General features: G+C 41.1%; 12 protein-coding genes. 11 read left to right on the top strand and 1 reads right to left on the bottom strand.

Features of this window, described 5'->3' with window-relative positions; genetic code table 11:
- The first annotated feature begins 8 nt into the window (after positions 1-8).
- The 7 genes from BG00_RS07550 to pdxJ all read left to right on the top strand — a co-directional run bounded on the left by BG00_RS07550 (position 9) and on the right by pdxJ (position 6,390).
- Complete coding sequence (locus BG00_RS07550) at positions 9-458, top strand: SoxR reducing system RseC family protein (protein WP_013465635.1); 450 nt, start codon at positions 9-11, stop codon at positions 456-458.
- 122 nt (positions 459-580) lie between these two features.
- Positions 581-2,368, top strand: a complete 1,788-nt coding sequence (gene lepA / locus BG00_RS07555) for a translation elongation factor 4 (protein WP_036981632.1) — start codon at positions 581-583, stop codon at positions 2,366-2,368.
- 16 nt (positions 2,369-2,384) lie between these two features.
- Positions 2,385-3,320 (top strand): signal peptidase I, encoded by a 936-nt coding sequence (lepB, locus tag BG00_RS07560; RefSeq protein WP_013465633.1) that lies wholly within the window; start codon positions 2,385-2,387, stop codon positions 3,318-3,320.
- A 2-nt stretch (positions 3,321-3,322) separates the two neighbouring features.
- Complete coding sequence (gene rnc / locus BG00_RS07565) at positions 3,323-4,000, top strand: ribonuclease III (protein WP_008466504.1); 678 nt, start codon at positions 3,323-3,325, stop codon at positions 3,998-4,000.
- The gene (era, locus tag BG00_RS07570) at positions 3,990-4,922 is read left to right on the top strand and encodes a GTPase Era (RefSeq protein WP_013465632.1); all 933 of its coding nucleotides are present in this window, start codon (positions 3,990-3,992) and stop codon (positions 4,920-4,922) included. The genes rnc and era overlap by 11 nt, the downstream gene beginning before the upstream one ends.
- Before the next feature lie 22 nt (positions 4,923-4,944).
- Positions 4,945-5,637, top strand: coding sequence for a DNA repair protein RecO (recO, locus tag BG00_RS07575; RefSeq protein WP_013465631.1), 693 nt, complete (start codon positions 4,945-4,947; stop codon positions 5,635-5,637).
- A gap of 21 nt (positions 5,638-5,658) precedes the next feature.
- Positions 5,659-6,390 carry a pyridoxine 5'-phosphate synthase gene (pdxJ, locus tag BG00_RS07580; protein WP_010387803.1) on the top strand — a complete coding sequence of 244 codons (732 nt, stop codon included), beginning with the start codon at positions 5,659-5,661 and terminating at the stop codon, positions 6,388-6,390.
- A 29-nt stretch (positions 6,391-6,419) separates the two neighbouring features.
- Here the strand turns inward: pdxJ and barA are convergent, their stop codons facing one another.
- Positions 6,420-9,194 (bottom strand): two-component sensor histidine kinase BarA, encoded by a 2,775-nt coding sequence (barA, locus tag BG00_RS07585; protein WP_036981635.1) that lies wholly within the window; start codon positions 9,192-9,194, stop codon positions 6,420-6,422.
- 112 nt (positions 9,195-9,306) lie between these two features.
- Here barA and rlmD point away from each other — a divergent pair, with 112 nt between their 5' ends.
- The 4 genes from rlmD to BG00_RS07605 all read left to right on the top strand — a co-directional run bounded on the left by rlmD (position 9,307) and on the right by BG00_RS07605 (position 15,395).
- A complete protein-coding gene (rlmD, locus tag BG00_RS07590; RefSeq protein ID WP_036981637.1) occupies positions 9,307-10,632 on the top strand; it encodes a 23S rRNA (uracil(1939)-C(5))-methyltransferase RlmD in 1,326 nt (441 codons plus the stop codon).
- Positions 10,633-10,640: 8 nt separating this feature from the next.
- A complete protein-coding gene (gene relA / locus BG00_RS07595) occupies positions 10,641-12,797 on the top strand; it encodes a GTP diphosphokinase (protein ID WP_036981639.1) in 2,157 nt (718 codons plus the stop codon).
- Positions 12,778-13,599 carry a nucleoside triphosphate pyrophosphohydrolase gene (gene mazG, locus BG00_RS07600; protein ID WP_036981641.1) on the top strand — a complete coding sequence of 274 codons (822 nt, stop codon included), beginning with the start codon at positions 12,778-12,780 and terminating at the stop codon, positions 13,597-13,599. The genes relA and mazG overlap by 20 nt, the downstream gene beginning before the upstream one ends.
- A 161-nt stretch (positions 13,600-13,760) precedes the next feature.
- Complete coding sequence (locus BG00_RS07605; RefSeq protein WP_036981643.1) at positions 13,761-15,395, top strand: CTP synthase; 1,635 nt, start codon at positions 13,761-13,763, stop codon at positions 15,393-15,395.
- The last annotated feature ends 14 nt before the right edge of the window (positions 15,396-15,409 follow it).

The following is a 15,409-nucleotide window of genomic DNA, read 5'->3' on the forward strand; positions in this document are numbered from 1 at the left end:
ACTAAACTATGATTGAACAAACGTTAACCGTCGTGGCCCTTAGTGGCCACGTTGCGCATTTAGAAGCCCAACAAAAACAGGCCTGTGAAGGCTGTAATGGACGTTGTGGCTCACAAGTGTTTAGTAAGTTATTTGGTACCGCCAAAAAAACATTACCTTATAAATTTGAAACACAGTTAGAAATAGGCCAAAAAGTAACTTTGTCATTGGATGATAGCCATGTTGTAAAGCATGCCTTTGCAGTTTACATGCTGCCTTTGTTTTTGAGTTTAATATTCGCTTTAATAGCCAGTGAATTGATATTGTTAGCCGAAGGCTGGCAAATTTTAGCCGCGATATTGGGTGGCATCACCGGCTTTTTAATTGCTAAAACATGGGTGAAATCATTAAGACATGAGATAAAAGTGATAAAAATTCATCCAATTAGCCTCCCTTTAACTCAAATAGATGGTGATTGACGCCAATTAAATGTAAAATTGCGTTTTTATGCCACAGTAACTTGAAAATACACAGCAAGTATTTTCAAGTTATTTAGGCATATGACCTTAGTCCTTTAAAATAGAAGTTTAGAATCCAGTTTATGAAGCATATCCGTAATTTTTCGATCATCGCCCACATTGACCATGGTAAATCGACCCTTTCTGACCGTTTGATCCAAGTTTGTGGTGGTTTAACCGACCGTGAAATGCAGAAGCAAGTTCTGGATTCAATGGATATTGAACGTGAACGTGGCATTACCATCAAGGCACAAAGTGTAACCTTAAATTATAAAGCGAATGATGGTGAAACTTACCAGCTTAACTTTATCGACACCCCAGGGCACGTTGACTTTACCTATGAAGTATCGCGTTCGTTAGCGGCTTGTGAAGGGGCACTGCTCGTTGTTGATGCTGGTCAAGGCGTAGAAGCGCAAACATTAGCAAACTGCTACACCGCGATTGAAATGGACTTAGAAGTTATACCGGTACTTAATAAAATTGATTTACCGCAAGCTGATCCATTACGTGTAGCCGAAGAAATTGAAGACATTATTGGTATTGATGCCCTTGATGCCGTGCAATGTAGCGCCAAAACAGGTGTAGGTATTGCTGAAGTACTTGAAATGATCGTTAAAGATGTACCGCCACCAGTTGGTGATAAAGATGCGCCATTACAGGCGCTAATTATCGATTCTTGGTTTGACCCGTACCAAGGCGTTGTATCGCTAGTGCGTATCAAACATGGTGAACTTCGTGCGGGCGACAAAATTAAAATCATGTCAAACGAGAACGTACATACCGCAGATCATGTGGGGATTTTTACGCCTAAACAAACTAACACCGGTGTTTTACACACTGGTGAAGTAGGCTTTGTTATTGCTGGTATCAAAGAAATACATGGTGCACCGGTGGGTGATACCATTACTCATCAAAAAAATGCGGCACCACTGCGCTTACCTGGTTTTCAAAAAATTAAGCCGCAGGTGTATGCGGGTATGTTCCCAATAGCCTCTGATGATTACGAGTCATTCCGCGATGCCCTTAACAAACTTAGTTTAAACGATGCCTCGTTATTCTTTGAACCAGAAAATTCAACTGCGTTAGGGTTTGGTTTCCGTTGTGGATTCTTGGGCATGCTACACATGGAAATTATCCAAGAGCGTTTAGAGCGTGAATACGACATTGATTTAATCACTACCGCACCAACGGTTATTTACGAGGTAGTGACTAAAGAAGGCACGACACAAATAGATAACCCGTCTGATCTTCCGCCAGTAAACGATATTTTAGAGATACGTGAGCCGGTTGTAGAAGCTAATATTTTAGTTCCACAAGAGTACTTAGGCAGCGTAATCACTTTATGTGTTGATAAGCGCGGTATGCAAACTAAAATGAGTTATCACGGTAAGCAAGTTGCAGTAACGTATGAACTGCCAATGGCTGAAGTGGTAATGGACTTCTTTGATAAGCTAAAATCAACAAGCCGTGGTTTTGCTTCGCTTGATTATAACTTTAAGCATTTCCAAACCTCAGACATGGTGCGTGTAGATATACTTATCAATGGCGAGCGTGTAGATGCGTTGGCTATTATTGTTCACCGCGACAGCGCGCAATCACGCGGTCGTCAGCTTGCTGATGCGTTAAAAGACCTTATACCACGTCAAATGTTTGATATTGCGATTCAGGCAGCGATTGGACAACATGTAATCGCTCGAACGACTGTTAAGCAACTACGTAAAAACGTAATCGCTAAATGTTACGGTGGTGACGTGAGCCGTAAGAAAAAACTACTTCAAAAACAAAAAGATGGTAAAAAGCGAATGAAGCAACTTGGTAACGTTGAAGTGCCTCAAGAAGCGTTCTTAGCCATTTTGAAAGTTGGTAAATAAAAATAAAGGATAATAAATGGCTGGCTACTTTTCAGTTTTATTGGTGTTATTAACTTTAGGCTCAGGTCTAATATGGTTAATTGATCACTTAATGTTTGCCCCTAAAAGGCAGGAACGTTTAGCAATTGCTCAAACCTCTGCCGGTGGTCAACTTGATGAAGAAACCGCAGCATTGATTGCGCCTGAGCCAATGATTACTGAAACAGCAAAGTCGATTTTTCCGATGATTGCTGCTATCACTATTTTTAGATCGTTTATTTTTGAGCCGTTTCAAATCCCATCGGGTTCAATGATGCCCACCTTATTAGTGGGTGATTTTATTTTAGTGCAAAAGTATTCTTATGGGATTAAAGACCCAGTATGGCGCAGCCAATTAGTGGATGTAAGCGAACCAGAGCGTGGCGATATTGTTGTTTTTAAATACCCGTTAGATGAGAGAGTGGACTATATTAAACGTGCTATAGGTTTACCTGGCGATAAAATTGTTTATCGTGATAAGCGTTTATATATTCAACCAAAATGCGAAGAAGGTGAAGTTCAAAAGGGCGCACTTCTTTGTAATGAATTCAATAAAATTGATTTTAAATTAATTAATGATAATGAATTTAAGCAAGGCCCAATGGATTTAGCGCGTTTAAATGAAGATTTAACCACGACTAACCATGACATTTTAATCAACCCAAAATCGCCTGAACGTAAGGGGCGTTACTACCAGCAATTGGGCACACCTGCGGATGAGTGGGTGGTTCCAGCTGATCATTACTTTATGATGGGTGATAATCGCGATAACAGCCAAGATAGTCGCTTTTGGGGCTTTGTACCAAAAGAAAACTTGGTGGGTAAAGCTGTCTTTATATGGATGAGTTTTGAATTTGATAATGGCCCAGATGACATTTTACCAGGATGGGTTCCAACTGGTGTTCGTTTTGAACGCCTAGGTAATATTCAGTAACAATGAAAAAAAATGTAACAGAGTTATACAAAAGAATTGGCTATACATTTGCTGATCAAGGGTTACTTGAGCAAGCAATGACGCATCGCAGCCACAAAGGTCAACATAACGAGCGACTCGAATTTTTGGGCGACTCTATTTTGAGCTTTGTCATTGCCAATGCACTGTACGCTAAATTTCCTAAAGCACGCGAAGGTGATTTAAGCCGAATGCGTTCGACTTTAGTTCGCGGCCAGACGTTAGCTGAATTTGGCCTTGAATTTGAGCTTGGTGATTACCTACGCTTAGGTCCTGGCGAGCTAAAAAGTGGTGGTTTTAGACGTGAGTCGACCCTAGCGGATGCAGTTGAAGCCATTATTGGCGCTGTATTTTTAGATTCAGACATTGATCGCTGCGGCGAGCTTATTTTAGCGTGGTATGAATCTCGTTTAGATGCTATTTCACCAGGACTTAACCAAAAAGATCCTAAGACCCTGCTGCAAGAGTATTTGCAAGCTCGTAAGCTATCATTACCAGGCTACACCGTAGTTGATACTAAAGGTCAGGCACACAATCAAACATTCACGGTTGAATGTATTGTTGATGGAATGGATAGCATTATTTCTGTTGGCAGCTCACGGCGTAAAGCCGAACAAAAAGCGGCCGAAAAAGCATTGAAGATACTTAAAAATGAATCTTGATACCTTAATACAGCCTCATGAAGGCGAGATAGACACATTTTGTGGCATGGTTGCGATTGTTGGCCGTCCTAACGTGGGTAAATCAACACTGCTTAATGAAATTATTGAGCAAAAAGTCAGTATTACCTCACGTAAGCCACAAACCACGCGCCATCGTATTATGGGTATTCATACTGAGGGTAAGCACCAAGCGGTGTACGTCGATACCCCAGGCCTGCACGTTGAAGAAAAGCGTGCTATTAACCGTTTAATGAACCGTGCAGCGTCTAGCTCAATTGGTGATGTTGAGCTGATCATTTTTGTGGTTGAAGGCACTCATTGGAATGCCGATGACGACATGGTACTTAACAAAGTAAGCCAAAGTGGCAAGCCGGTATTGTTAGTTATTAACAAAATTGACCAAGTGAAAGATCGCGACCTTGTACTTCCACATATGAAGTTTTTAGGCGATAAGTTTGATTTTGTCGGTATTATGCCCGTATCTGCGACTCAGGGTAAAAACATTAACCTGATCAAAGAAGAAGTGACTAAGCGCTTACCACCGTGCGAATTTTACTTTCCTGATGACTACGTAACTGACCGCTCAATGCGCTTTATGGCGGCTGAAGTTATCCGTGAAAAGCTAATGCGTTTTATGGGTGAAGAGTTACCGTATTCAGTGACTGTGGAAATAGAGCAGTTTAAATGGCAAGAAAACGGTATTTGGCATATTAATGGCCTGATACTAGTTGAGCGTGAAACGCAAAAGCGCATGGTAATTGGTAACAAAGGCGAAAAGCTAAAAGTAATCGGCCGTGAAGCGCGTAAAGACTTAGAGGAAATGCTTGAAAATAAAGTGTTTTTAGAACTTTGGGTTAAAGTTAAATCGGGCTGGGCTGACGATGAGCGTGCCTTAAGAAGCTTAGGTTACGGTGAAGATTAACATTTTATACGCAGCATAGTTTATGGACAGCGATTTCTATAAAGCTTATTTATTACATCGGCGTCCATATAGTGACTCGCAAGTAATGCTCGATATGCTAGTAGAAGGCGTTGGCCAGCTTAGAATGCTCGCACGAGTTAGTGGCCGCCAGGCCACTAAATACAAAGCCCAACTCCAACCATTTCAAGCCTTACTCGTCCATTACAATGGCAAATACGATTTAAAGTACATCAATAAATTTGAGCTTCATGGTAATCCGTTATTTTTAACCGGTGATAAGCTTTACTGTGGCTTTTATTTAAATGAATTAACCAACCGAATTGTGCCGATTAATGAACCCATTGATCAGGTTTTTCAACTTTATAAAACTCACTTAGAAAACCTTAATAGCGGGACTGACATGCAAGCAGTGCTTCGCTCTTATGAGTTTCAATTGCTAGAGCTACTAGGTTATGGGGTTGATTTTAGTTTTGATGCGGATGGTGAGCCAATTGATGACACGCAAACGTATAGCTACTTTGCAGAAGTGGGCTTTGCGGTGCAACACGACTCGCGTTCTGGGTTTACTGGTTCACAACTCAATGCCATAGCAAATCATGACTTTAGCCAAGCGGATGTGTTATATATGGCAAAGCAATTAAGTCGTTATTTATTAAAACCATTGTTGGGCAACAAGCCATTAAAAAGTCGTGAATTATTTACGGCCTCTCAATAAACAAATTTCACAGGTACAAAAATGAAAGATATTCTTCTAGGCGTGAACGTAGATCATATTGCAACGCTTCGCCAAGCACGAGGCACTTCTTATCCTGATCCTGCTCATGCAGCCAGTGTTGCAGAGCATGCCGGTGCTGATGGCATTACTATTCATTTACGCGAAGACCGCAGACACATTCAAGACCGTGATGTGTATGTAATGGCTAAAACCATTCAAACACGTATGAACCTTGAAACCGCAGTAACCGATGAAATGATTGCTATTGCACTTGAGGTTAAGCCTGAATATGTATGTTTAGTACCTGAAAAACGTGAAGAGCTTACTACCGAAGGCGGCTTAGATGTAGCGGGTAATATTGATAAAATAGCCGCAGCAACTAAAACTTTAACGCAAGCCGGTATTAAAGTGTCACTGTTTATAGATGCCGATAAAGCGCAGTTGGACGCAGCAAAAGCCTGTGGTGCGCCTTATGTTGAAATTCATACTGGGGCGTATGCTGATGCCACCAACGATGAAGACACCGCCAAAGAGCTTGAGCACATTCGCCAAGGCGTGAAATATGCAGCCAGTATTGGTTTGATTGTTAATGCTGGCCATGGTCTGCATTATCACAATGTAAAACCAATTGCAGCGATGCCAGAGATTTATGAGCTAAACATTGGCCACGCTATTATTGCCCGCGCAGCCATTGACGGTTTAGATAAAGCGGTTCGTGACATGAAACGCTTAATGCTTGAAGCTCGCGCGTAGAGTTATAATTAACAATATTAAAGACGAGCTTATGTATTAGTGATATCAATGTTGGCATCAACAAGTAAGTTTTCAAGCTCGTCTTGCAACTCAAATAACTCGGGCTCAATATTCTCAAGCGTACATTCATTTTTAAGTGATGTTTCGATCGTTTCAGCCAATGTTTTTAATTTTGGTACACCTGTATAGCAGCATGCGCCATGAAATTTATGGATAACGCTAAGTACTTGAGGGCAATCTTCGCTGCTTATTGCTTGATTTAGTAAGTTCAGGGTTTCGGGCACGCTTAGCAGTAACATATTAAGCATTTCATTGGCTAATTCTGCTTTACCGCCTGCACGTTGCAATGCCAGCGTCCAGTCAAGGCGAGTGCTATCAAAAGGAGCAGGGCTATGTTCAACTGTGCTTTTTGACTTATCACGACTCACTGGTAATTGCGGGCTATGATCGCAAATAATCTGGTTTAGCATATCTTCATCGATGGGCTTAGTTAAATAACCTTCAAAACCATCTTTTAATAACTGTTCTTTTTCACTATTAAGTGCATGCGCCGTCACGGCAATAATAGGCGTATCTTCATTCAAAGATGACTCTTTAATGAGTTTACAGGCTGTAATACCATCCATTATAGGCATTTGAATATCCATAAAAATCACATCATATTTATGGCTTTTGCTTAAACTATACGCTTGTGACCCATTATGTGTGGTATCAATTAATTCAACTTGCTCGTTGAGCAGGGTGTAAATTAATTTTAAATTAGCGTCATTATCATCCACCACTAACACTTTTAGCGGCAGCAGGGTTTGTTCATGCTGTTCTATATTATGTGCCGGATGGTCGAGTCGATAAGGCGCAGCTAATAACTCACATAGCTTTCGGTGATTAAGAGGTTTACTCAAACAGGCGTCAGCGCCGCTGCCGATGAAGGCTTCGCGCATGTTGTGTGATACAGTATTAAGCATTAAATATAAATAATCGGTTGATTCCCTAACCGCTTTTACATAGCTTTTTAAACGCTGCATATCGTCAACTGATGCCATGTGACCAATAAGACAAATATCAAAATTGATCTCTGAATTTTTTATGCACTCTAAAAATTCGGTTTCGTTATAGCAAGAAGTGACACTGACTTTCCACTCTTGTAATAATGAGGCAACGGCGTGATGAGTATGCTTATGCGACTCTAAATAAAGAACACGTTTACCAATTAATGACTGGGTAGGCAAATCGTTGATAAATACATGATTTGGTAATCTAAATACACCATTAAAGGTAAAACAAGTTCCGCTACCAGGGGCTGAATTTAAAGTAATACGGCCGCTCATTGCTTCAACGATATGTTTAGTAATAATAAGCCCTAAGCCGGTACCACCAAATTTGCGGGTAATACTGGAGTCGGCTTGACCAAAGGCGGTGAATAGCGCGTCTTGTTTATCTGCTGGAATACCCACCCCGGTGTCAGCAACCGACACTAAAATGGAAGTTTGCTCCTCATCTAATAAACGATGGCTAATATCGACTTTAATAGCGCCTTTTTCAGTAAATTTAATTGCGTTACTTAACAAGTTAATCAGCACTTGTTTAAACCGTGTGGGGTCGCCGGTTAAGTGGTCAGGCACCTGAGGGTTAATATAAATAGAAAGCTCAAGTTGTTTGTCGTGTGCGCTAGGTGCTAGTAATGTCATTACTTCGTTTACGCTATCGCGCAGTTGAAACTGAATAGACTCAAGCTCCATGGCTCCTGCTTCTAACTTGGAGAAATCTAATATGTCACTAATAATAGTCATTAAGCTGTTAGCCGAAAGCTCTATGGTATCAAGGTAATCTTTTTGGTTTTTATTCAGAGGCGTTTTATAAAGCTGACGGGTAAATCCAATAACCCCGTTAAGTGGGGTGCGTAACTCATGACTCATTTTAGCTAAAAAGTCAGATTTAACACGGTTAGCATCCTGTGCTTCTTTTTTAGCCATGGTGAGCTGGATATTTTGTGTTTCGTATTGTTCAAGCGTTTCGCGGTAATCGCTGGTTGCCTGATCAATATTTTTTTGCATTTCATCTTTTTGCATCACCATAGAATGCGAGATGGTATTGAGCCCCTCACGTAATAACTCAAACTCGCCATTCATGGGTTCAGTTAATCCGGTTTGTCTTTTACCTTCAATTAATCTGTCGGTAGCAAGTACTAACTTATTAAGTGGGGTCATAAACATCCGACTAAGTCTTAGCGCTAAAATAGCGGCTAATACTAAGGCGAGAATAATAATAATACCGCTGACCAATAATGCACGTTGTTGGCCAATAACAGCTTTGTCGCGGTTAAGCTGAATCACAACGGTGCCCAACGAGGTTTGGAACTCAGAAGTATTCCAGTCGCTATTGGGGGTTGTATGGTTAATGATAGGGGTGAAAAAGGTTACTAAGTCTTCACTTTGCTGAACATAGGTGGCTTTAAAGCCATTTAATTGCGTTTGCTCAATTAAAGTGTCGAATGAGCGATGATAATTACTGGTTATAATAAGTTGGTTGTTATCATTAAAGATGGCAATCGATTTAATCGAAGGGGAGTGTTTGTTGTGTGTATAGCGAATTATGCGATTAAGCAGTTTTTTATTTTTTTCCAGTAAAGGCTGTTCAAGTGCAATAGCCAGAGGTTCAGCAATCGTTGTGCCTTGTTGATATAAAATTTCATCAAGCTCAATGTAACGATTTATTGTAAAATAACCACCTAGTAATAGCCCGATGATCACTGTGGGGATCAGGGTGAGTGTTAAAACAGAATCGCGCAAGCCTAGTTTGGTCATAATCTGAGCATTATTATCATTTTTTATTGAATGTGAGTATATACATACTCATAGTTATTCTCAAAGTATCTAGGTAGAGACGTGATTCATCAACCTTTTAAGGTAATGCCTAATGGCACAAATATTTAAAGCAAAGAAAAAACCACTTCAACAGCAATCACTTGAACTTGATATAACGGCAATGGATCACCACGGACGTGGTATTGCTAAGTACAACAATAAAGTGTGTTTTGTCAGTGGGGCATTACCTGATGAGCGAGTAAAAGCCAAGTTAGTTGATGATAAAGCACGTTACAGCCAAGCTGACACGCTTAAAATACTCAAAGCCAGTGAATATCGCACCACACCCATTTGTGAACATTACAGCCAATGCGGTGGTTGTCAGTTACAGCATTTAGATGCCACACAACAAGTCGTTGAAAAGCAAGCGGCGGTAAATCAATTATTTGCCAAGTTTGCAAAATTAACTGATTTGAACTGGCAGGCTCCGCTGCTAAGCCAAGCAACGCATTACCGACGTAGTGCCCGCATTGCCGTAATGTTCGACAAAGCAGCAAAAAAAATGCGGGTAGGCTATAGAGCACGTGGCTCTAAAAGTATTGTTAGCATTAATCATTGCCCAGTATTAAGTGACGTATTTGCAGAGGTATTTAGCGTATTTGATAACATAATTAATCATAATAAGGCGCTGCACAGTATAAGTCATTTGCAGTTATGCGCTGCAGATGAGCAACACTTTATTGTTATTCGTCATACAAAAGCTATTTCGCCCACAGATAAAGCGTTTGTTGAGCAAAGTGTCTCGGCGCATCATTGGCAATTAGTGTGGCAAAGTGATAGCGATACCATTGATCATGCCCACTTAGCGATGCCATTTTATAAGCTTGATCAGTTAGATATAAAATTTGAATTTGGACTAAATAACTTTATTCAGGTCAATGCGAGTGTAAATCAGGCAATGTTAATTCAAGCGGCGAGCTGGTTAGCATTACAAGGTGATGAAAATGTACTGGATTTATTTTGTGGTATTGGTAACTTCTCTTTAGTGTTAGCAAAGCAGGCTAAAACAGTAACAGGAATTGAAGGCGTTACTTCGGCGGTTGCATTAGCGACGCAAAATGCGCACACTAACTCTATTACAAATACCCAATTTCATTGTTTTGATTTAACCACGAGTATTAAAAAAGCGCCGTGGTTTAATAAAGAGTTAGATATTTTAGTACTCGACCCCTCTCGCACTGGTGCTATGGCAGTTTTAGAGCAGCTTCCATTAACGCAGTTTAGAGCGATTTTATATGTCTCTTGCGACCCTGTTACTTTAGCCCGTGACAGCGCTATTATTTCGCAAGCCGGCTTTGAACTTAATAAAATAGGGCTAATGAATATGTTCCCTCATACAGGGCATATCGAAACTATGGCGTTATTTCAACGGAGGTAAAGCGCATTATGGTAGCGACACGTCAATCTCATCAACATGACAAAGCGGGTGATTTTTTTTCACGCGTAGAATCTCTTGATTTGTCTCAGGAAAAAATTAGCTTACTCAATAAAGCACAGCAACTTTGCCAAACTTGCGATAATAGCGAGCGCCAAAATACCGCCATAGAGATGGTGGAGATTTTAGTTGAGCTAAATCTAGATGCTGACTCGTTAGCCACCGCCTATTTAACCCCTTATTATTTAAATGATGTAGTGAGCATTGACGCTGTCGAAGAGCATTTAGGAAATCATGTTGCGGTGTTATTAACAGGTGTGTCGCAAATGGCCACCATAAGTACGTTAGCTCATCAAGGCAATGGTACCGTGCAGGTCGATAATATTCGCCGTATGTTGCTTGCTATGGTGGAAGATGTGCGTGCCGTGGTGATTAAATTAGCCGAACAGGTGTGCCATTTACGCAACGTAAAAGATGCCGCTGAAGAAGAGCGAGTGATTGCAGCCAAAGAGACTGCGGATATATTTGCACCGCTTGCTAATCGCCTTGGTATTGGCCAATTAAAGTGGGAGCTAGAGGATTTAGCCTTTCGCTATTTACACCCAGATATTTATAAAAATATAGCTAAACAACTTGATGATAAGCGCCTTGCCCGTGAAGCGTATATGGCTGATATGGTTGAGCAAGTAAAACAGCGCCTACATGAAGCGGGTATTAAAGCCGAGGTATACGGCAGGCCAAAACATATCTACAGCATTTATAAAAAAATGGTGAAAAAGAACTACGAGTTTGATCAGCTGTTTGACATACGCGCGATGCGAATTGTGGTTGAGCGCCTGCAAGATTGCTACGGTGCCCTAGGCATAGTGCACACTAATTGGCGCCATTTAAATAAAGAATTTGACGATTACGTTGCGACCCCGAAACAAAATGGCTATCAATCTATTCATACCGTAGTATTTGGCCCCGAAGGTAAAACTGTTGAGATTCAGATCCGAACGCACGACATGCATCAAGATGCAGAGCTGGGCGTTGCCGCACATTGGATGTACAAAGAAGGTGCGTTACCAGGGCGTGGTTCAGGTTATGAGCAAAAAATTAGCTGGTTGCGTAAGTTACTGCAATGGCAAGAAGAAGTGGTTGATGGCAGCGATTTAGCACAAGAGCTTAAAAATCAAGTGGTTGAAGACCGGGTCTATGTGTTTACTCCACGTGGAGACATTTTTGACTTACCACTAGGAGCAACACCTCTTGATTTTGCTTACTACATTCACTCCAATGTAGGGCATCGGTGTATTGGTGCAAAAGTATTTGGCAAAATAGTGCCGTTTACTCATCAATTAAGTACCGGCGATCAGGTTGAAATACTGACCCAAAAGCAGCCAAATCCAAGCCGTGATTGGTTGAACCCGTCGTTAGGTTACATTAAGTCTTCTCGCGCTAGAGCCAAAATCCACCATTGGTTTAAACAGCTCGACCGCGATAAAAACTTAAGTGCGGGTAAAGAAATCCTTGATAACGAATTACAAAAGTTAGAGTTAACCTACAAAGATTTAGACCCAGCGATAAAGCGCTTTAACTTTAGAGAGCTTGATGACTTAATGGTCGCCATTGGTGCAGGCGATATTCGCCTTAACCAAATGCTTAACTTTATTACCGATAGAACAGAACACGAGCCGGTTATTCGCTTTAAATCGCCCAGTAAAGTGACTGGCGATAAAAACGGCATTGTGGTTGATGGAGTAGGCAGCTTAATGAGCCATGTTGCTCGCTGTTGCCGCCCTGTACCTGGGGATGAAATTATTGGGTATATTACCCAAGGCCGTGGCATTGCCGTGCATCGTGAGGATTGTGACTCGTTTAGTAATTTAAAAAACAAGCACCCAGAGCGCGTTATTTCAGTAAGTTGGTCAGATGATATTAGCAGCTCTTATGCCTTAACTATTCGTATTGAAGCCAGCGATCGGTCTGGGTTAATTCGTGATATTAGTTCTGCTTTGGCGAATGAAAAAGTCAATGTGCTCAATATGAATGTCAACACGGTTGATAGCACTCAAACGGCTATTTTTGTGATGCAAATAGAAGTGCATGACTTACAGGGCACCAATAAAGTGCTTTCTAAGTTACACCAGATAGAAGGGGTGCACAGTGCAAAACGAGGGCAGTAATCAGGCTAATAATGAGGCTTTAAGCCAACTGCTGGAAATAATGCAAACACTGAGAAACCCTGAGAGCGGATGCCCTTGGGATCTCAAGCAAACGTTTGCGTCAATCGTGCCTCATACTCTTGAAGAGGCCTATGAAGTGGCTGATTGTATTGAAACGAATAATTTAAGCGATTTAAAAAATGAGTTAGGCGACTTACTATTTCAAATTGTGTTTTATGCGCAATTAGCACAAGAGCAGCAATTATTTAATTTTAACGATGTAGTGGCACAGTTAAATGAAAAGCTGGTGCGTCGTCATCCGCATGTATTTTCAGCGCAAGACACACCTAAAACCGATGCCGAATTAGCTGCGCAGTGGCAAGCAATAAAAGCACAAGAGCGTGCAGCTAAACCCCAAGGTCAAAGCTCGTCACTTTGGCAAGATATACCAAACAGTTTACCTAGCTTAACAAAAGCAAAAAAAATTCAACAACGTGTCGCTGCCTTAGGGTTTGATTGGCCGACTTATCACGGCGCGATTGACAAAGTGAGTGAAGAGGTTGAAGAAGTGAAAGAAGCCTTAGCTCATAACCCTTACTCAGATCATACAGCAGAAGAGCTAGGTGATTTGCTGTTTGCTACTGTTAATGTAGCGCGCCATGTTAAACGTGACCCAGAGCAATTGCTTCGCAGTGCGAACGATAAGTTTTCTGCACGATTTGAAAAGGTGCAAAACTACTTAATTGCACAGGGTAAATGTATTGAGTCTGCGTCTTTAGAGGAAATGGATGCAGCATGGGATGCGATAAAAAAAATTAAATAAATAGGGACATAAAAAATGTCTGTTTTTTGTGCACAGATTTGCTATTTTTAGCTGGATTGCTTAGCTATGTTTTGGTACAATTTCGCCCCGTCTTGTTTATATTCCAAAATCACTTGTTTGGGTATTATATTCCTTTTAATTCCTGATATTCTAGGGTTCGCATGAGTACAAAATTTATCTTCGTTACTGGCGGAGTTGTTTCTTCGTTGGGTAAAGGTATTGCAGCAGCATCGTTGGCCGCTATTTTAGAGGCCCGTGGCTTAGATGTTACCATTTTAAAGCTGGATCCTTACATCAACGTTGACCCAGGCACAATGAGCCCAATTCAACACGGTGAAGTATACGTTACCGAAGACGGCGCAGAAACGGACCTTGATTTAGGTCACTACGAACGTTTTATTCGCACCAAAATGACCAGCCGTAATAATTTTACGCAAGGGCGCGTATATGAAGATGTACTACGTCGTGAAAGACGTGGCGAATATCTTGGCGCAACAATTCAGGTTATTCCTCATATCACTAATGATATTAAGCAACGTGTTTATGATGGCGCAGAAGGCTATGATATAGCAATCGTTGAAATTGGTGGTACGGTAGGTGATATTGAGTCACAACCATTTATCGAAGCTATTCGTCAAATGGGCACAGAGATTGGTCGTGAACGTGCGCTATTTATTCACTTAACGCTAGTGCCATTCTTAGGCCCTGCCGGTGAAGTGAAAACAAAACCAACTCAGCACTCAGTTAAAGAGTTACGCTCAGTCGGTATTCAACCAGATATTCTTATTTGTCGCTCAGACCGTAAGCTGCCAAATAACGAGCGTGCAAAAATTGCATTATTCACAAACGTTGAAGAAAAAGCCGTTATTTCACTGCCTGATGTAGACAGTATTTATAAAATCCCTGCGTTATTAAAGTCGCAAGAGTTAGACAACTTTGTATGTCGTCGTTTCCATTTAGACGCGCCTGAGGCTGATTTAGCTGAGTGGGAACAAGTATTGTATCAAGAGTCTAACCCAACGGGTGAAGTGACAATTGGTATGGTTGGTAAATACATTGAATTACCGGATGCATACAAATCAGTAAACGAAGCATTAAAACATGCGGGACTAAAAAATCGTTTAACTATTAATATTCAATACGTTGATTCACAAGACTTAGAAACTAAAGGAACCGATATTCTTTCTCGCTTAGATGCTATTTTAGTGCCAGGTGGTTTTGGTGGTCGTGGTGTTGAAGGTAAGATTTTAGCGGCTAAATATGCTCGTGAAAACAAAGTGCCTTACTTAGGTATTTGTTTAGGTATGCAGGTTGCGTTAATTGAATACGCACGAAATGTTGCTGGTTTAACTGATGCAAACTCAACGGAATTTAATGCAAATTCAGAGGCTCCAGTGGTTGGTTTAATCACTGAGTGGCTAGACGCTGAGGGTAACGTAGAAGTACGTGATGAAAAGTCTGATTTAGGTGGCACAATGCGTTTAGGCGCACAAAAATGCCATTTAACGCCTGGCTCTAAAGTACACGAAGTGTATGGCAGCGACGAAATTGTTGAGCGTCACCGTCACCGTTACGAAGTTAATAACAACTTCGTTGCACAGCTTGAACAAGCAGGTTTAAGCTTTACTGGTTTATCTGAAGATAAAAAGCTAGTAGAGATTATTGAAAATAAAGATCACCCTTGGTTTATTGCAGCGCAATTCCACCCGGAATTCACTTCAACGCCACGCGATGGTCATCCGCTATTTGAAGGGTTTGTAGCTGCGGCTCATACCTACCAAAAAGCGTCTTCGTAATTTAAAAAAGGCTG

This window comes from Pseudoalteromonas sp. SCSIO_11900 (assembly GCF_000576475.1).
Taxonomy (GTDB): Bacteria; Pseudomonadota; Gammaproteobacteria; order Enterobacterales; family Alteromonadaceae; genus Pseudoalteromonas; species Pseudoalteromonas tetraodonis.

Coding starts and splice junctions, on each gene's coding strand:
- BG00_RS07550 (WP_013465635.1), top strand. CDS start 9: ATGATTGAACAAACGTTAACCGTCGTGGCCCTTAGTGGCCACGTTGCG.
- lepA (WP_036981632.1), top strand. CDS start 581: ATGAAGCATATCCGTAATTTTTCGATCATCGCCCACATTGACCATGGT.
- lepB (WP_013465633.1), top strand. CDS start 2,385: ATGGCTGGCTACTTTTCAGTTTTATTGGTGTTATTAACTTTAGGCTCA.
- rnc (WP_008466504.1), top strand. CDS start 3,323: ATGAAAAAAAATGTAACAGAGTTATACAAAAGAATTGGCTATACATTT.
- era (WP_013465632.1), top strand. CDS start 3,990: ATGAATCTTGATACCTTAATACAGCCTCATGAAGGCGAGATAGACACA.
- recO (WP_013465631.1), top strand. CDS start 4,945: ATGGACAGCGATTTCTATAAAGCTTATTTATTACATCGGCGTCCATAT.
- pdxJ (WP_010387803.1), top strand. CDS start 5,659: ATGAAAGATATTCTTCTAGGCGTGAACGTAGATCATATTGCAACGCTT.
- barA (WP_036981635.1), bottom strand. CDS start 9,194: ATGACCAAACTAGGCTTGCGCGATTCTGTTTTAACACTCACCCTGATC.
- rlmD (WP_036981637.1), top strand. CDS start 9,307: ATGGCACAAATATTTAAAGCAAAGAAAAAACCACTTCAACAGCAATCA.
- relA (WP_036981639.1), top strand. CDS start 10,641: ATGGTAGCGACACGTCAATCTCATCAACATGACAAAGCGGGTGATTTT.
- BG00_RS07605 (WP_036981643.1), top strand. CDS start 13,761: ATGAGTACAAAATTTATCTTCGTTACTGGCGGAGTTGTTTCTTCGTTG.